Below are 19,207 nucleotides of genomic sequence, written 5' to 3'. Positions count from 1 at the left end.
CCGCGCGCAGCCCGGTCTCGTCGAGGCCATCCTCGCCGCAGGCGTAGCCGATGAGCTGCTGGCGTCCGCCGATCTCGCGTGCCACCACCACCGCCGACTGAACACCCGCCTGCCGCGTCAGCCGCGCCTCGACCTCGCCCGGCTCGATGCGGAAGCCGCGGATCTTGAGCTGGTGGTCGGACCGGCCGACATAGTCGATGACGCCATCGGCGCGCCAGCGCGCCAGATCGCCGGTGCGATACAGCCGCGTGCCCGGTGCGCCGAACGGATCGGGGATGAAGCGCTCCGCCGTCAACGCCGGCCGATTCCAATAGCCGGCCGCGAGCCCCTCGCCGCCGATATGAAGCTCGCCGGTGACGCCGACCGGAACGATGTTGAGATCGCCGTCGAGAACATAGGCCGAGCGCCGGCCGACCGGGCGGCCGATCGGCGCATAGGCGCAGTCGATCTCGGCATCGACGTCGACCTTCCAGACCAGCGGCGTGACCACTGTCTCCGTCGGACCATAGCCGTTGATCAGCTTGCGCGGCCGCAGCGCCTGCCTGACCTTGTCGAAGCCCGATTTGGGCATGGCCTCGCCGCCGAACGAATACAACGACACGGGCGGCGGATCGCCGCGCCACGCCGCGAAGTCGGCGAGTTGCTGCAGATAGGCCGGCGGAAAGCCGGCATTGGTCACGCGCTCCGCGCCCATCACGTCGAGCGTCTTCTCCGCCGACCAGAGATCGGCGTCACGCATCACCAAGGTCGCGCCGCAGCTCAGCGCGGTCCACAACCGCTCATGCGCGCCGTCGAAGGTGAAGGAGAGGAAGTGCAGCTCGCGCGACTGCCGGTCCATCTCGTAGAGACCGGCGGTGGCGTCGCAATGCATCGCGAACGGTCCATGCGCGACCGCGACGCCCTTCGGCACGCCGGTGGAGCCGGACGTATAGATCACGTAGGCGAGGCTCGAGGGATGGACATCGACCGCCGGGTCGCTCTCCGTCGTCTCAGCCGCCATCGCGCCGAGATCGACGACCGCGATGCCCGGCATCGGCGGCCATTGCGATCGTCCCGCCGCATCGACCAGCACGACGCGCGCGCCGGCATCCCGAACGGTGGCGGCGAGCCGCGCCGGCGGATGATCGGGATCGAGCGGCAGATAGGCCGCGCCGGCCTTCAGGACGGCAACAAGACTTGCGACGAGATCGGGCGAGCGCTGCATCGAGAGCCCGACGAGCTCGCCGGGTCGCACGTCGAGCGCCAACAGATGCTGCGCGATGGCATTGGCGCGGCGATCGAGCGCCTGATAGCTGATCGTCTCGGCCCCGAACACCAGGGCTGTCACGCCCGGCCTCTCCTTTGCGTGCCGCGCGAGCATCCGGTGCACCGGCTGGAACCCCGCGAGTGCGGGCGCGCAGGCATTCCACTGCCTGACGTCGTCGCGCTGCCGGTCCGACAACAGCTCCAGCGCCGCGATCCGCTGCATGGGATCCGCGACCGTTTCCCGCAGGATCGTCAGCCAATGCCCGGCGAGCCGTGCGATGGTCGATCGGTCGAACAGCGCGGTGGCAAAGGAGAACAGCGCCGAGACGTCTCCCGACGGCGCTTCCTCGCTATCGAGCGCGAGGTCGAATTTCACCGTCTCGATCTCTGCCGCGATCGTCTCGATCTGCAGTTCGGACGCAGCCGGCGCATGTGCCGCCTCGCGCCGATGCTGATGGTTGTAGAGCACCTGGAACAGGGGCGTCTGGCTCTGGCTGCGCTGCGGCTGCAGCACGTCCAGCAGCCGCTCGAACGGAAGATCCCGGTGATCCTGGGCCTCGAGCGAGGCCTCGCGCAGGGCGTGAATGACGTCGGCGATCGTGCTCCGGCTGTCGATGCGCGTGCGCAGCACCTGGGTGTTGACCAGCAGCCCGATCAGCCGCCGCGTTTCCGACCGGTCGCGATTGGCGAGCGGAACGCCGACGCAGATGTCGCCCTGCCCACTGTAACGATAGAGCACCAGCTTCAGCGCCGCGAGCAGCACGACGAACAGCGTCGTGTGATGCTGTCGGGCGAGCCCGCGCAGACGATCGGAAAGCTCGGCGCCGAGCGACTGGCGTATGGCATCGCCGGATTGGTCGGTCTGGGCCGATCGGGGGCGATCGAACGGCAGTTGTAGCATGGCCGTGTCGTGCAGCCGGTCGGTCCAGTACCGGAGTTGCCGCTCCTCCTCGACGGCACCGAGCCGCAGTCGCTGCCAGGCGGCGAAATCGGCGTAGTCGATCTCGAGCGCCGGCAGTGAGGCGGTCTCGCCGCGGACGGCAGCGCGATAGAGCTGCCAGAACTCCTCGGTGAGAACCTGCATCGACCAGCCATCGGCGACGATGTGGTGCAGCGTGACCGAGAGGATATGCTCGTGCTCGCCGAGCCCGAGCAGCGCCGCGCGCAGCAGCGGTCCGGATTCGAGATCGAACGGCAGCGCCGCTTCCTCACGCAGCAGCCGGCGCGCCTGCTGCTCGCGATCGTCGCCCGCAATCTCGATACGGCGAAGCGCGACCGGCGCCGGCTTGCCTACGATCTGCTCCGGCTCGCCGCCGTCCTGCCGGAACGTGGTGCGGAGCGCGGCATGGCGCATGACGAGTCCGTCGAGCGCCTTGTGGAGCGCAGCGGCGTCGAGACGACCCCGCAGGCGGATCGCGACCGGCATGTTGTAGGCGGAGCCGCCCGGATCCATCCGCCACAGGAACCAGAGGCGGGCCTGCGCGAACGACAACGGCGCGCGCTGCAGATGCTGGCGCGCGATCGGCAAAATCGACAGATCGATGCCCTTGGCCGCCAACTGCGTGAGGAAGGCGCGCTGCTTCGGCGCATCGAGACGCGCCAACCGGCGCGCGATCTCGCTGAGCTGCTGGGTCTGAAGTCCCGACTGATCATTCATTGGCGAACTCGACTTCCTCAAGCAGATCGAACATGGCGGCGATGTCGTCGCTGCGCCTGCTCGTCGGCGGTTCCGCGGCGAGCGCGGACGCCATGGCCTCGACCGTGGTCAGCTCGAACAACCGCTTCAGCGGCAGCTCCCGCGCAAGATCGCGCTTGATGCGGCCGACGAGCTGGACGGCCACCAGCGAGTCGCCGCCCAGCTCGAAGAAGTTGTCGGTGACGCCGACCTCCGGCCTGTGCAGCAGCTCGGCCCAGATCGTCGCGAGCGCCGCCTCGGTCGGATTGCGCGGGCCGACTCTGTGCGCCCCCGGCGGCTTCGCGTCCGGCCGCGGCAGCGCCTTGCGGTCGATCTTGCCGTTCGGGGTCAGCGGCAGTTCCGGCAGCACGATCACGCGCGACGGCACCATGTAGTCCGGCAGCGCCGTTGCTAGCGCGGCGCGGAGGTCACTGCCATCGAGCGATGCCTCGCCGCTGACATAACCGACCAACTGACGGCCGCCGCCGAGCTCCTGCGCGACGACGACGCTGTCGCGCACGCCCGGCAGCTCCCGCAGCCGCACCTCGATCTCGCCGAGCTCGATCCGATGTCCGCGGATCTTCACCTGATGATCGGCGCGGCCGACATAGTCGAGCACACCGTCGGCTCGCCAGCGCGCGAGGTCGCCGGTCCGGTACAGCCGCGCGCCGTCGCCACCGAACGGATCCGGAATGAAGCGCTCGGCACTCAGCGCAGCGCGTTTCCAATAGCCGCGCGCGAGTCCGTCGCCGCCGATGAAGAGCTCGCCGGTGACGCCCACCGGCGCAAGGTTGAGTTCGCCGTCGAGCACGTACAGCCGGGTGTTGCCGATCGGGCTGCCGAGCAACGGCACCGGATTCGTCGCATCGAGGCGGTGACGCGCCGACCATACCGTGGTCTCGGTCGGCCCATACAGGTTCCAGACCTCGCTGCTCAGCGCGCTGAGCCGCCGCGCCAGATCCGAGGCCAGCGCCTCCCCGCCGCTCAGCAGGCGGCAGCCTTTCGGCAGCCACGGAGCGGTTTCGCTGGTATTGGCCGCATCGTGCTCGAGCAGCATGCGCCAGCTCGACGGCGTCGCCTGGATCATGGTCACGCCGTGCCGTGCGACCAGCGCCTTGAGCGCCGCCGGATCATGGGCCGCGGCGCGGTCGGCGAGCACGATCCGGGCGCCATGGGCCAGCGGCAGCCACAGCTCCAGCACGGCGATGTCGAAGGACAACGAGGTCAGCGCCAGTACGCGGTCGTCGGCCGCGATGCCCGGCTGTTCGGCCATCGTCGCCAGGAAGTTCGTCACCGCAGCGTGGCGCACCATCACGCCCTTGGGCAGCCCGGTCGAGCCGGAAGTGTAGATGACGTAGGCGAGGCTCTCCGCATGCCCATCGACGGAAAGATCATCGGTCTGGCCGAGGCCATCGCCGGCCGCCACGTCGAGCAGCCAGGCCTCGGCATCGCTCCGGGCCAGCACCGGCGCGAACCGGTCATGCAGCGTGGCCTGTGTCAGCAGCAGTTTGGCGCCGCTGTCGTTCAGCATGTGCGTGAGACGCTCGGACGGATAGTCCGGATCGAGCGGCAGATAGGCCGCGCCCGCCTTGAGCACCGCGAGCAGCGCCACCATCATCGTGACGCCGCGCTCCAGCGCCAGCCCGACCACCATATCCGGCCCGACGCCGCGATCCCGGAGCCGCCGCGCCAGCCGGTTCGCCCGCGCATTGAGCGCGCCGTAGCTGATCATCTCCTGCCCATGCACCAGTGCGACCGCATCGGGAGTTCGCGCCGCATGGGCCTCGAACTGCCGGTGCACGCAGAGCGCATTTGCATCGTTGGTCGCCATCGCGTTCCAGGCCAGCAGCAGCCGCGCGCGATCTTCGTCCGGAACGACGTCGATCCTGCGCACCGGCGTGTGCGGCGCCGCTTCCAGCGCCAGCGCCAGCTGGTCGAGCGAGTGCTGCATCATCGCGCCGACCCGCTCGGGCGCGACCGGCGCCACGGCCTGGACCGTCAGGTGAAGCCCATGGCCGTCGTCGTCTACCGCCAGCATCAGCGGATAGTTGGTGCGCTCCTCGCCACCGAGCCATTCGACGCCTTGCAGGGACTCTGCATCTGTCCGCGCATCCTGCCTCCGGCCGTGCCGATAGTTCAGGATCGCGGAGAACAGCGGCGTCGGCGGCGCGACGCCGCTGCAGCGCTGGGCCATTGTCAGCGAGGCATGCTCATGCGCCATCAGCTCCGCCAGCCGCCCATGCGCTGCGCGAACGCTGTCCTCAACCGACGTGCCGTCGAGATCGAGCCGCAACGGCAGCGTGTTGATGAACAGGCCCAGGCTGCGGCCGGTATCGTGGCCGGCCTGCATGCGGCCGAGCAGCACGGTGCCGAACACGACCTGATCACGTCCGCTGCTGCGCGCCAGCACCTGGCCCCAGGCGACATGACAGAGGCTGGCGAGGCTCGCGCCAAGGCGCCGCGCCTGCGCGCGCAGCCGCGCGTCGAGCGTAGCCGGCACGGGCAGCCTTGCCTCGCGCGCGCCGTCGCCGTTGCTGCGGACCTCCATCAATCCGAATGGTGCCGTCGGCGCATCGATGTCGGCGAGCATGCTCCGGAAGAAGCGCTGCTGCGCATCCTGCCCGCCGGCCTTGCGGATCTCGGCCACGAGGTTACGGAACGGAATCGGTGGAGGGAGAGCGCTGCGGCGGCCCGCCAGGATCAGTTGCACTTCCTCGTGCAGCGCCTGCAGAGTGGTATGGTCGCCGACCATGTGATGCAGCATGACCAGCAGCAGCAGGCGATCATTTCGTGGGTCGCGGGCGACAACGAGACGCAGCAATGGCGCCTGGGTCAGGTCGAGCCGGCAGGACCTCGGATCGAAGCGGCGCGCCAGCTCGACCTGGGCCGGCTCGTTGCCTTCGAGCTCAACTTCGGTGACGCTTAGCGGTGCCTGGCGCCAGACCACCTGCGCCGGCACCGACAGCCCATCCCAGAGGAACGACGTCCGCAGGACGTCATGCCGGTCGATCACGTCCTGAACGGCCGCAAGATAGCGATCCAGCAGATCACGGCCCGCAAACGCCATCTGCGCGACCAGCACGTAGGGGTCGCCCTCGGTCGCGAGCAGATGATGGAACAGGATTCCCTCCTGCAACGGCGACAGCGCGTATATGTCCTGGACGTTGGCGACGTCGCCCGGCACACGGCCCACCACGCGGTCGATCTCGCCCTGGCTCAGCGCGATCAGCGGCAGCATGTCCGGCGTGATGACCGGGCTCTGCGCCGTGATCGGGTTGTCAGGAATTGCGGTCTCCTCGCCTCGCCGCAGGCTGGCCGCGAGATCGCGCAGCACCGGCTTGGCGAACACCATCTGCGCATCGATCGTCAGCGCATGGCGCTTCAGCCGGTCCAGCATGCGGACGACGAGCAGCGAATGGCCGCCGAGCTCGAAGAAATGATCGTTGCGACCGACACGCTCGATGCCCAGCAGCTCGCGCCAGATAGCAGCGAGGGCCTGCTCGATTTCGCCGTGGGGCGGATCATAGGCGCCACGGCCGAACGCCTCGTCGTCCGGCGCCGGCAGTGCCTGCCGGTCGACCTTGCCGTTGGGTGTCAGCGGAAACGCATCGAGGCGAACGATCGCCGAGGGAACCATGTAGTCCGGAAGACACGCCTGCAAATGCGTGCGCAGGCGCGCAGCCCATGCGCTGGGATCACCTGCATCGTCCGCCGGCACCACATAGGCGACGAGCGTGAGATCGCCCTGCGCATCGCGCCGCGCCAGCACCGCCGAGTCCCGCACTCCGGCCTGCGCATTCAGCCGATGCTCGATCTCGCCGAGCTCGATGCGGAAGCCGCGGATCTTCACCTGATGGTCGTTGCGGCCCAGGAACTCGATGTTGCCGTCGGCGAGATGGCGGCCGAGGTCACCGGTTCGATACATCCGCGCGTCGGACGACAGCCCGAACGGATCCACGGCAAAACGCTGCGCCGACAAATCGGGACGGTTGAGATAGCCGCGGGCAACCCCTGCCCCGCCGATCCAGATCTCGCCGACGGCACCGCGCGGCACCGGCATGCCCTGGGCGTCGAGCAGATAGATCCGCGCGTTGGCGATCGGGCGACCGATTGGGACGACACCGCCGGCGAAGCCGGGCGGACGGCGCCATGCGGTGGCGCAGACGGTTGTTTCCGTCGGGCCGTAGGCGTTGAAGACCGCGATCTCCGACGGCAGGGCCTCGAACAGCTCCGGCTTTGGCAACTCGCCAGCGAGAACGAGCACGTCGAGCCCGGAGAGCCGCGCGAGGTCCGAGCGGCCCTGCAGCATCGCCGGCGGCAACGTGGCATGGGTGATGCGATGTTCGACGAGATAGTTCACCAGCTCCGCCGCATCGCGGTGCTCGCGGCTTCCGAGCAGATGCAGTTCGGCGCCGGCGCAAAGCGCCATGACGATGTCCCACACGCTCGCGTCGAAGCTGAAGGAGGCGAATTGCGCGATCCGGCTGTGCGGACCGGTGTCGAACAGCCCGATCTGGGCCTGCGCGAGATTGACCAGGCCGTGGTGCTCGATCATCACGCCCTTCGGCTGTCCGGTCGAGCCCGAGGTATAGATGACATAGGCGAGGCTGCGCGGCGTCAGGCCACGGGCAACAACATCCGGTGCGCCCTCCGGCAGCCCGCTCCAGGCCGGCGCATCGCTCTTCACATCCACGACCGGACATGCCACGCTGCCGAGCGTACTGGCGCTCGCGCCGTCACAGAGCAGCAGCGTCGGCCGGGCATCGGTCACGGTCTCGCGCAGCCGCTGCGGCGGATAGGTGGGGTCCAGCGGCAGATAGGCCGCTCCCGCTTTGAGGACCGCGAGCACGCTGACGATCGCATCGATGCCGCGCTGCTGGCAGATCGCGATCAGCCGGTCCGGACCAGCGCCCAGCGCGACGAGATGATGCGCGAGGCGATTAGCGCGCAACTCGAGCTGGCGATAGGTCAGGTTGACCTCGTCGTGGACCAACGCCACCGCCGGGGGCCGGCGGCGCGCCTGCTCGGCAACGAGATCCTGAATGCAGCAGTCAGGCGGCGTGAACGAGCGCGTGCGGTTCCAGACATCCAGCAGCAGCGCACGTTCCTCGGCTGGCAGCAGCTCGATGCGATCGACCGGCTGGCTGGTGTCGGCGACCATGGCGCGCAGCGCAGCCAGCAGATAGGTGCGATAGCGTTGCACGGTCTCGGCGTCGAACAGCGCCGTCGCGTAGTTGATCTTGCCGGAGATGCGTCCACCGCTCTCACTGAGATCGAGCTCGAGATCGAACTTGATCTTGTGCTGCTCGGTCGCAAGGCGCTCGACCGCCAGGCCGGGCAGCGCCAATGAGCCGATATCATTGCTCTGCCATGCGAACACCACCTGGAACACGGGCGTGTATTCCGGATGCCGCGGGGGTTGGAGCGCCTCGACAAGATGCTCGAACGGCAGGTCCTGATGATCCTGCGCCGCAAGAACGGCCGTCTTCACCCGCTCGATCAGCTCCGCCACAGCAGGACCGCGCGAGAGGTCGAGCCGCAGCGCCAGCATGTTGACGAAGAAGCCGGCCAGGCCTTCGAGCTCCGAACGCATCCGATTTGCCGTCGGCGTGCCGATGACGAGATCCTGCTGGCCGGCCAGCCGCGACAGCACGAGGGCCCAGGCGGCCAGCACGATGACGAACGGGGTGGCGCCGAGCGCGATGCTCAATTGCCTGATATCGGCCGAAAGACCGTCGTCGATCTCGACGGGCACCGCGGCGCCGGCGTTGGATCGCGGTGCAGATCGCGCCCGGTCCGTCGGCAGTGCCAGCAAGGATGGCGCGTCGCGCAGCACGGCGGTCCAATGATCGAGCTGCCGCCGCAGCCGATCTGCCGTCAGCGAATGGCGCTGCCATGCAGCATAGTCCGGATACTGAATTGCCAGCGGCGGCAACGGATCATTGCCGCCTGCGACGAAGGCGGCATACAGCGCCGACAGCTCGCGGACGATGACGCCCATCGACCATCCGTCGGAGATGATGTGATGCTGGCTGAGCAGAAGGACATGATCATCATCGCCCAGGTCGATCAAATGGCTGCGGATCAATGGACCCCGAGCAAGATCGAACGGCGCGCGCGTACACTCATTCAGCAGATCGGCCAGCCGCCTCTCGCGGTCCGGCCGGCCGCGAAGATCGTGCACCTCCAGTGGCAGGCTGGTGTCCGGCGGCAACAGCGCGACCCGCGGCTCGCCCTGCTCGGCGACGAAGACCGTCCGCAGCGCCTCGTGGCGGGAGAACAGCCGGTCGAGGCTGCGGCGCCATGCGCCGATGTCGAGCCGGCCGCGCAGCCGCAGCGCCACATCGATGTGATAGTTGGTACTTCCATTCTCGAGCTGGGCCAGCAGCCAGAGCTGCTGCTGCGCGAAGGAGAGCGGCAGCGAGCCCCCGCGATCGGCGATCGGGATCGTGTTTGTATCGCGTCTGGGGACATTGCGGCCGCGCTGTCGCGCGCGCGATGCCAACCGGCGCAGAGCCTCCGGATCGAGGTTGTGCAGAAGAGGCTGTCCTGATTGTCCGCTCATGATAGCTCCGCCGTCATCAGATACTCGAGTTCACCTTCCGCGAACTGCTGCTCGATCAGGCTGATCGAGAGGACGCGCGCGAACTCCGCCAATTCCGGATGAACGAACAGCTCGGACAATCGCATCGATGTGCCGAACTCCTGCGCGACACGGCTGAGCAGCCGTACTGCCAGCAGGGAGTGGCCGCCGAGATTGAAGAAGTGATCGCCCCGCCCGACCCGGTCGAGGCCGAGCAGCTCCGCCCAGATGCCGGCCAGCGTGATCTCGATCTCGCCGACCGGAGCTTGATAGTGGGCCCCCGCGTCGCCTTGTGAGGCCAGCGGCAGCGCCTTGCGGTCGACCTTGCCGTTCGGCGTCAGCGGCAGCCGCGGCAGCACGATGACGCGCAACGGCACCATGTAGTCCGGCAGCGCCGTCGCGAGCGCCGCGCGCAGCTCGCCGCCATCGAGCGCGCTCTCACTGCCGACATAGCCGATCAGGTTGCTACCGCCACCGACATCCTGCGCGACCACGACGCTGTCGCGGACGCCGGGCAGCGCGCGCAGCCGCGCCTCGATCTCGCCGAGCTCGATGCGATGCCCGCGTATCTTGACCTGCTGATCGGCGCGGCCGACATAGTCGAGCGCGCCATCGGCACGCCAGCGCGCCAGGTCGCCGGTCCGGTACAGCCGCGCACCGGGGCCGCCGAACGGATCCGGAATGAACCGCTCCGCGCTGAGCCCGGCGCGCTTCCAATAGCCGCGCGCCAACCCCTCGCCGCCGATGAACAGCTCGCCGGCCGCGCCGGGCGGCAGCAGATTGAGATTGGCGTCGAGCACGTAGAGCGTGGTATTGCCGATCGGACCACCGAGCACCGGCATGGGATCATTGCAATCGAGCCGGTGGCGCGCAGACCACACCGTGGTCTCGGTCGGCCCATACATGTTCCAGACCTCGCCGCTCAGCGCGACGAGCCGCCGCGCCAGATCGGGAGCCAGCGCCTCGCCGCCGCTGAGCACGCGACAGCGACGAGGCAGCGCGGCGGCCCCGTCATGATCTAGCAGCATGCGCCAGCTCGACGGCGTCGCCTGGATCAACGTCACGCCGTGCCTGGCCACGATCGCCTTCAGCGCCGTCGGATCCTGCGCGGAGGCGCGGTCGGCCAGCACGATACGGGCCCCCCGGGTCAGCGGCAGCCACAGCTCCAGCACCGCGATGTCGAACGACAGCGACGTCAATGCCAGCACGCGGTCGTCCGATGCGATCCCCGGCCGCTCGGCCATCGTCGCCAGGAAGTTCGTCACTGCGCCGTGACGCACCATCACGCCCTTGGGCAGGCCGGTCGAGCCCGAGGTATAGATGACGTAGGCGAGGCTCTCCGGATGAATGGCGAGGTCGAGGTTGCCGGCGTCGCCTCCATCGTCGATGCGATCGAGCAGCCAGGCTTCGGCTCCGCTGTCGGCCAGCGCGGGCGTGAACCGATCTTGCAGCTCGGCTTGCGTGAGCAGCAGCCTTGCGCCGCTGTCGCCGAGCATGTGGGCGAGACGCTCGGCCGGATAGTCCGGATCGAGCGGCAGGTAGGCGGCGCCGGCCTTCAGCACGGCGAGCAGCGCCACGATCATCTCGGCGTCGCGCTCCAGCGCCAGTCCAACCACGACATCGGCGCCGATCGCGCGCGCGCGCAGTCGCCGCGCCAGCCGGTTTGCCCGCGCATTCAGTTCGCCGTAGCTGATCCGGCGGTCGCCGCAGACGATCGCAACCGCGTCCGGGACGGCCTTCGCCCGCGCCTCGATCTGCGCCACGAGGCCAGGCGCCGCGCCGATCGACGACGGTCGGGGTGACGTCTCGCCGATCGCAGCTCCGCTCCAGCGCAGGACGCACGCCAGCGCCTCTCCGTCGACCATGCGAAGGCTGCCGGTCGGACGGGTGGCATCCGCCGAAATCCGCGTCAGCCAGTCTCGCAACGACGCGCTCACCCGGCGAACCGCATGTTCGTCCAGTTGCGCGCGATCGTAGTTGAAGTCGAGGCGCAGGCCCTCGGGTCCATCGAACACGATGACCGCGATCGGATAGTTGGTCGGCGTCACGTGTTCGACCCGCCCGATCTGCGGCCCGGCACCGTCGCGCGCGGTGAGCGACTGATCGATCGGATAGTTCTCGAATACCATCAGGCTGTCGAACAGCGGCTGCCCGGCCCTGCCGGCCAGGCGCTGGATCTCGTGCAGCGGCAGCCACTCATAGTCGCGCGCCGCGACGCTCTGCGCCTGAAGGGCGCGCAGCCAGTCGCCGGCGGCGGTCTGCGGATGCGCGCGATCGATCAGCGGCAGCGTGTTGATGAAGAGGCCGACCATGTTCTCGGCGCCGGCAAGCTCGGCCGGACGGCCCGAGACCGTGACGCCAAAGCAGACCGCGCTTTGCCCGGTATATTGCCGCAGCAATTGGGCCCAGGTCCCCTGCAGCAGCGTATTCATCGTGATGCGCTGCTGCGTCGCGAACCGCCGCAGGCGAGCCGCGAGATCACCGTCCACGCGCAGCGTCAGCCGGCCATGGCCGCTCGCAGCGTCGATCGCGCGGCTCGCACGCAAGGCGTCGGCGAGCAGCGTGGGCTCGAAATCGCGCAGCGTCTCGCGCCAGAAATCAGCGGCTGCCGCCTGGTCGCGCGTCTGCAGCCAGGCGATGTAGTCGCGGTAGCCGCCCTGCGCCGCCGACGGCGCGGCGCCGCCGATCTGCTGCAGCACGTCGGCGAGCAGCCGCGCCGAACTCCAGCCGTCGATCACGATGTGATGATGCGTCCAGATCAGCCACAGCCTGTCTTCGCCGAGCCGGATCAGCCGCAGCCGCTGCAGCGGCGGCCGGGTAATGTCGAAGCCGAGTTCGCGCTCGCGCCGTGCCGCCTCCGCAAGCGCCGCATCGATCTCCGCCGCCGCAGCCCCGCCCGTGATACGGCTGCGCCAATCCTCGTCGACGACGGGCACGTCGAGCTGCCGGTAGACGATCTGCTGGGCTGTTCCGGACAATTGCTGCCAGGCGAACCCGGTCCGCAGCACCGCATGCCGCGCACTCGCCGTCTGCCATGCCGCACGCAACCGCGCCGGCGTCACACCCCGAAGCTCGATCGAGAGCTGGTTGACATAGACGTCATCAGCGCCGTCGCGCAGCGCATGGAACAGCAAGCCCTGCTGCATCGGCGACAGCGGGTAGATGTCCTCGACGGAGCGACAGTCGATGGTCGCGCAGAGCCGGTCGAGCGCCGCCTGATCGAGCCCCGCGAGCGGAACGTCGGACGGCGTGAGACCGCCGGCGCCGCGGAGGCAATGATCGACGAGACCATGCAGCGCCGCGCGATAGAGTTCGGCGAGCCGTTCCACGGTCGCGCGCCGATACCGCCGGCTTCCATAGCGGAAGCCGAGCCGCAGCCGCCCGTCACGCACCTCGCCGTTGATGTTGAGCCAGGCCCGCAACGGCGTGTCGGCGGCCCGCATCGGTCCCGGATTCTCCGCCGCGATCCGGTACGGCGCGGCCGCACCGAGCTGGCCGTCGAAGCGGCCGAGATAGTTGAAGACGATACGCGGGTTCGGCGTCGCCGCCAGCGCGTCGCGATGCTCTTTCGCGCCGAGATAACGCAGGACGCCATAGCCGAGCCCGCGATCGGGCATGGCGCGCAGCGTTTCCTTGACGCGGGTGATGAGCGCGCGGTCGGTCTCGCTGCCGCCGTCGAGACGCACCGGGAATGCGCTCGTGAACCAGCCCACCGTCCGCGTGAGATCGACGTCCGCGAAGACATCCTCGCGGCCGTGGCCCTCCAGCTCGATCACGACGCCTTCGATCCCGCTCCAGCTCCAGAGCGCGCGTGCCAGCGCGGCCAGCAGCAGGTCGTTGACCTGCGTGCGATAGGCCGCAGGCGCGGCGTCGAGCAGCCGTTCGGTCAGCTCCGTTTCGAGGTTCAGCACGACCTCCTCGGCGTCGGCCTCGACTTCGGTGCCTCCATGATCGTCGTCACAGGGCAACTCGCTGCCGCGGGAGGACGCGAGCCAGAACGGCAGTTCGCCTGCGAGCCGATCGGAGGCCGCATGCGCGCGCAGTCGCTGCGCCCAGGAAGACGGCGCGGAGCTCGTGGGCGGCAGGCTGACGGCGGCCTCCTGCCCCGCCGCCTGTTCGTAGGCCGACGCGATGTCCTCGAGCAGGATCCGCCATGACACGCCATCGACGGCGAGATGATGGATGGCGACCAGCAGCCGCTGGCTGCCGTCGCGCATGTCGAATCCGACGGCGCGCAGCAGAGATCCCGATGCCAATGACAGGCTCGCCTGCGCCGCCGACGCGATCGCGCCGACGTCGGCCGGCTCGACTGCCGTGCGGAGCCAAAGCAGCTCAGGCGCAGCAGGCAGGTCGGACGGCAACGCCTGCCATTCACCCGCGATCCGCCGATACGTCATGCGAAGCGCATCGTGATGCCTCACGACGGCAGCGAGCGCCCGCTGCAGCACGCTCCAGTCGATCCGGTCCCGCGGGATCAGCAGCACCGCCTGGTTGAAGTGATCGCGGTTGGAGATTGCCTCGGCAAAGAAGCGCAATTGGATCGGCAGCAGCTCCGCAGCGCAGGCGTTCATTGCGTTGCGTGCTGCTGCCGGCGGCGTCATGGCCGGCGCGGAGGTGGTCGCAACCACGCCGGCCAGCGCCGCTATCGTCTGCTGCGCGAACATCTGCTTCGGCGTCAGCATGACGCCGCGCTTGCGCAGCCGTGCAATGATCTGCAGGCTGAGGATGGAGTCGCCGCCGAGCTCGAAGAAATTGTCATTGCGGCCGATCCGCTCGCGGCCCAGCACGTCCTGCCAGACAGCGGCGATGGCCTGCTCCACCGCGCCGACCGGGGCGACATACGACAGCACGGCGTCATCGTCCGGCTGCGGCAGCGCCGCGCGGTCGAGCTTGCCATTGGCGGTCAGCGGCAGCCGCTCGAGCACGACGATGCGCGACGGCACCATGTAGTCCGGCAGCATCGCCGAGAGTTGCTGCCGCAGCGCCTCCGGCTGCAACACGACGCCGGCCGCGGCGACGCAATAGGCCACGAGCTCCTGGCGTTCCTGCTCGGCGTCGACGGCGCGCGCCACGACGGCGGCATCGGCGACGCCGTTCAACGAGGAGACGGCGCGGCTGATCTCGGCCGGTTCGACGCGGTAGCCGCGCAGCTTCACCTGATCATCGCGTCGGCCCAGGAACACGATCCGGCCCGCTCGATCACAGCGCACCGAATCGCCGGTCCGGTAGAGGCGTTCGCCTGCAGGTCCGAACGGATCGGGAATGAAGCGCTCGGCCGTCTGTCCAGGCGCACCGCGATAGCCGCGCGCCAGCCCGGCGCCGCCCACATAGAGTTCACCGGCGACCCCGGCCGGGACGATATTCAACGCATCGTCGAGAACGTAGGCGCGCAGGTTCGCAAGCGGCAATCCGACCGGCAGCACACCTTTGGCTTCGGCGTCCGTCCACTCATGGGTCGTCACGCCGACCGTCGTCTCGGTCGGGCCGTAGTGATTGACGATCCGGCAGTGCGGCCGCAGCCGGCGGACCTCTTCGATCAAGCCGGGATCGCAGGCCTCGCCGCCAAGGATCAGCACGTCGCGCGGCAGAACGTCGGCCGAGCGCCGTGCCCGCAACAGGCCGCGCAGATGGCTCGGCACGATCTTGAGGACGCCGACCTCGCCGTCGCGCATCGCTTGCGCAAACGCATCCGCATCGAAGGCGGCATCGGCCGGCAGCAGATTCAAGGTCACGCCGCTCGCAAGCGCGCCGAACAGCACGGTATGGCCGAGGTCGGCGGCGACCGTCGAGACCATCGCCATGCCGGCGCCGGCGCGCGGCCGCAGGCGGGACAACAGCGCCTGAACGTAGTTGGCGAGCGCGCCGTGCGACACGGCGACGCCCTTGGGCGCGCCCGTCGAGCCCGACGTGTAGATGATGTAGGCGGTCTGCGCCGGATGCGGCCGCGGGGCATCGAACGCGCCGGAGGACGCATCGCCGCGCAGTTCACCGTCGAGCGTATGACACTCCAGCGCCCTCGCCGCAGCCAAGTGCTCGCCGGTTGCGACCAGCGTGCCGATGCCGCCGCCGCGAAGGATGCGATCGACGCGCGCCACCGGCCATGCCGGATCGAGCGGCACTGCGGAGCCGCCCGCCTTGAGGACGCCGAGCAGCGCCGCGACGAAGGCCGGCGACCGCTCGATCCACAGCGCCACCGGCGTCTCGCGCGTGATGCCGGCCGCGACGAGCATACCCGCGATGTGGTCCGACCAGCGCACGAGCTCGGCTGCGCTGACGGTGTCCCGTCCCTGGCGCAGCGCGATCCGATCATCGCGGCGCGCGAGCGCAACACCGATCAGATCGAGGATGTCGGTCGCGGGGAAGCTCGTCACCTCCGCCACGACGGTCTGCTCGACGTCGCGCGCGATCGCGAAGTCGCGCAGCGGCCGGTCGGTGGCGGCCGCGATCTGCCGCAGGAAATCGACGAGCTGGCTCCCGATCCGCTCGACCGTCGTTACGTCGAACAGATCGGTTGCGAAATTCAGGCTCGCATTCATGCCCGTCGGGCCGTCGACAATGTCGAGCGCGAGATCGAAATGCGAGCCGGCGAGATCGACGATGCGCGGCTGGGCGTGCAGGCCGTCGCCGAGCGCAAGTCCGGCAGGCGCGGCCATGTAGTTGAACTTGACCTGGAACAGCGGATTGTGGCCGCCGGAGCGGGTCGGCTTCAGCGCGTCGACGAGACGGTCGAACGGCAGATCCTGATGCGCCAGCCCGGAAATGACCTCCTCCTTCGCCCGCGCCAGCAGCTCGGCGAAGCTCATGCCGTCGGTCACGTCGGCCCGCAGCACCAGCGTATTGACGAAGCAGCCGATCAGCGACGCCAGCTCGGCCTGGCGGCGCCCGGCGACGGGCACACCGACGCGCAGGTCGGAGCGGCCGGAGTAGCGGAACAGCAGCAGCTGATAGGCGGCGAGCAGCAGCATGAACATGCTGACGCGATGCTCCCTGGCGAGCGCGCGGAGCCTCAGCACCAGGTCTGGCGCGATCTCCACGTGGATGGTGTCGCCGCGATAGCTCTGTACGGGCGGCCGCGGCCGGTCGAACGGCAATGCAAGCGGCGTATCCGCATCACCGAGCCGCTCGCGCCAGTAGGAGAGCTGCTGCGCGGCCTCGGGGCCGGAGAGCCAATCCCGCTGCCATGCGGCGTAGTCGGCATATTTGATCGCGGACGGCGGCGGCAGCGCCCCTGCCCCGCGCCGGAGCCCGTCATAGAGCGCGGCGATCTCGGCCAGCAGCACGTCGAGCGAGAGCCCGTCGGCGACGATGTGATGCGCCGACAGCAGCAGTTCGTGGCGGTCGTCCGCGAGCTGCATCAGCACGGCGCGCAGCAGCGGGCCATTGACGAGATCGAACGGCCGCGCCAGCTCCTCGCGTGTCCGCGCCGCGACGCGCGACGCGCGCTCCGCCGCCGGGCTGCGCCGCAGATCCTCGACCGCGACGGGAATGTCCGGCGACGCATGGATGACCTGCACGACGCGGCCATCCGGGGCGGAGAAGGTGGTGCGCAGCGTCTCGTGGCGGGCGACGATTTCGGTCAGCGCCTGCACCAGCCGTGCTTGATCGAGCGGGCCGTCGAAATGAACCGTGCAAGCGATGGTGTAGGCCGTGCCGGCCGGATCCATGCTCCAGAGAAACCACAGCCGCTCCTGCGCGGGTGACAGCAGCTCGCGCAGCCCCGCCGGTGCGGGCTGCAGCGGCGGGAGCACTTTCGCATCCGCGCCGGCCGCATCGATGAGCGCTGCGAGCGCGACGAGCGTCGGCGCATCGAAGAAGCCGCGCAGCGCGAGCTCGACCCCGAACTGCTCGCGCACCATCGCCGCGATCTGGGCGGCCGCGACCGAATTGCCGCCGAGCATGAAAAAGTCGTCGTCACGGTCGACGGTCGCGCGCCGCAGCACATTCCGCCAGATCAGCGCAAGACGGCGTTCGGTCGCCGTCGCAAGCTCCGGTGACGGCGAGGGGTCCGCCGCCTCACGTCGCCGTTCGAACACCATGAAGCTGTCGAGCGTGCCCTGCGCCCACCTGGCGCGACAGGCGGACCGCTGCAGCTTGCCGCTGGTGGTCAGCGGCATGCCTTGCGGGTTCAGCAGCACGACCACTGCCGGATATTCCTGCGTCTGCCGCATGACCGAATCGCCGATCGCCTTGATCAGCACGTCGGCCGGCGTTCGCCGCAGTACCGCCCTGCTGAACTCGGCAGCGACGCCGATGCCTTCGACGCCATCGATCTCGACCGGGAAGGCCGCGACACGTCCCTTCCGCACCGAGGCCACCTCGGTCTCGACGGCCCGCTCCAGATCGAACGGATAGATGTTCTGGCCGCGGACGATCAGCAGATCCTTGAGCCTGCCGGTGACGACGAGATCGCCTTCGCGGACGAAGCCGAGATCGCCCGTCCGCAGCCAGCGCGCGCCATCGCGAAGGACGAACGTCTGCTGAGTCGCCTCGGGATTGTTCCAATAGCTCTGCGCGACGCTCGGACCTGCGACCCAGATTTCGCCGACCTCGTTCATCCCGGCGTCGGCGGACGCATCGACCCTCATGATGCGCACGGCATGGCCGTCAGCCACGGCGCCGCACGCCATCAGGTCCGTGCCCTCGCCGGCCTCCGCAACGCGGCCACCCGCGAGCGCCGCGGGATCGAGCGTGTGACAAACCGCCCGGCTCGCGCGGTCGCCTGCCGTCACCAGCAAGGTCGCCTCGGCAAGGCCGTAGCACGGCGTCAGTGCGCGAGGATCGAGGCCCGCCGGCCGGAAGCGCGCGGCAAATCGATCCAGCGTCGCGCGGCGCACGAACTCCGAGCCGGAGAACGCGAACCGCCATCGGCTGAGGTCCAGGCGCGCGATCGCTTCGTCCGAGATCCGGTCCGCACAGAGCGCGAACGCGAAGTCCGGCCCGCCGCTGCAGGTGCCGCCGTGGCGATCGATGGCGTCGAGCCAGCGTCGCGGCTGCTCGAGGAAATTGCGCGGCGACATCAGCACCGCCGTGAAGCCCGTGAACAGCGGATTCAGCAATCCGCCCATCAATCCCATGTCGTGATAGAGCGGCAGCCAGCTGACGAAGACGTCGTCCCTGGTCCCGCCGAGCGCCGCTTCGATTGCGATCTCATTGGCGACCAGGTTCCGGTGAGTGACGCAGACCCCCTTCGGCTGCGACGTCGAACCCGACGTATACTGGAGGAAGGCGATCGCATCGCCGTGCAAGTCCGTCTCGCGCCAGGATGCGGCGGCATCGACCGGCACCTCGTCGACGGCAACAACATGAGCATCGGTCTCGCCGACCGAAGCGACGACGGCGTCGCGAAGCCGCGCCTGGGTGAGAATGAGTCGTGGCGCCGCATCGCGCAGGATGCCATCGAGGCGGCTGGCGTAGCGCTCCTTGCCGGTCTCCGGCGGATAGGCCGGCACGGCAATGACCCCGGCATAGAGGCAGGCGTAGAACGCAACCGCATAATCGGGCCCGTTCGGCAGCAGGATCACGGCACGCTCGCCGGCACGCGCGAGCTCCTGCAGATGCGCCGCAAGCGCGCGGATGCGCCGGTCCAGCGCAGCGAATGTCAGTTCGTCGACGACATCGTCGCCTTCGATGAAGCGCAGTGCCGGATGGCCGGCGCGCGAGGCGGCATGTTCACGGAGTTGTTCGACGAGGGTCTGTGTCGGCAT

The 19,207-nt window shown here is 69.1% G+C and carries 3 protein-coding genes (1 of these 3 running past the window's edge); all 3 read right to left on the bottom strand.

Translation table 11 applies throughout. From position 1 onward, the window contains the following. Tightly spaced (each overlapping or abutting the next), the 3 genes in view from QW863_RS24960 to QW863_RS24950 form a layout consistent with a single transcriptional unit that may run on beyond the window. Positions 1–2,902: the beginning of a non-ribosomal peptide synthase/polyketide synthase gene (locus QW863_RS24960; RefSeq protein ID WP_315717427.1), read on the bottom strand. 13,505 nt of this gene lie to the left of the window's left edge; 2,902 of the gene's 16,407 nt are visible here — the first part of the coding sequence; it begins with the start codon at positions 2,900–2,902; its stop codon lies beyond the left edge, outside the window. Beyond that, entirely contained in the window at positions 2,895–9,485 is a 6,591-nt protein-coding gene (locus QW863_RS24955) for a non-ribosomal peptide synthetase (protein WP_315717426.1), read from the bottom strand. Before QW863_RS24955 ends, QW863_RS24960 begins: the two co-directional genes overlap by 8 nt. Further along, positions 9,482–19,207 (bottom strand): non-ribosomal peptide synthetase, encoded by a 9,726-nt coding sequence (locus QW863_RS24950; protein WP_315717425.1) that lies wholly within the window; start codon positions 19,205–19,207, stop codon positions 9,482–9,484. Before QW863_RS24950 ends, QW863_RS24955 begins: the two co-directional genes overlap by 4 nt.

The sequence above is a fragment of the Bradyrhizobium sp. SZCCHNR1017 genome, from assembly GCF_032381375.1.
GTDB lineage: Bacteria > Pseudomonadota > Alphaproteobacteria > Rhizobiales > Xanthobacteraceae > Bradyrhizobium.
This window is presented reverse-complemented; position numbering and strand designations above follow the sequence as displayed.

What these genes read in the sequence shown, in the direction of transcription:
- QW863_RS24955 (WP_315717426.1), bottom strand. Translation starts at nt 9,485, where the DNA reads ATGAGCGGACAATCAGGACAGCCTCTTCTGCACAACCTCGATCCGGAG.
- QW863_RS24950 (WP_315717425.1), bottom strand. Translation starts at nt 19,207, where the DNA reads ATGCCGACACAGACCCTCGTCGAACAACTCCGTGAACATGCCGCCTCG.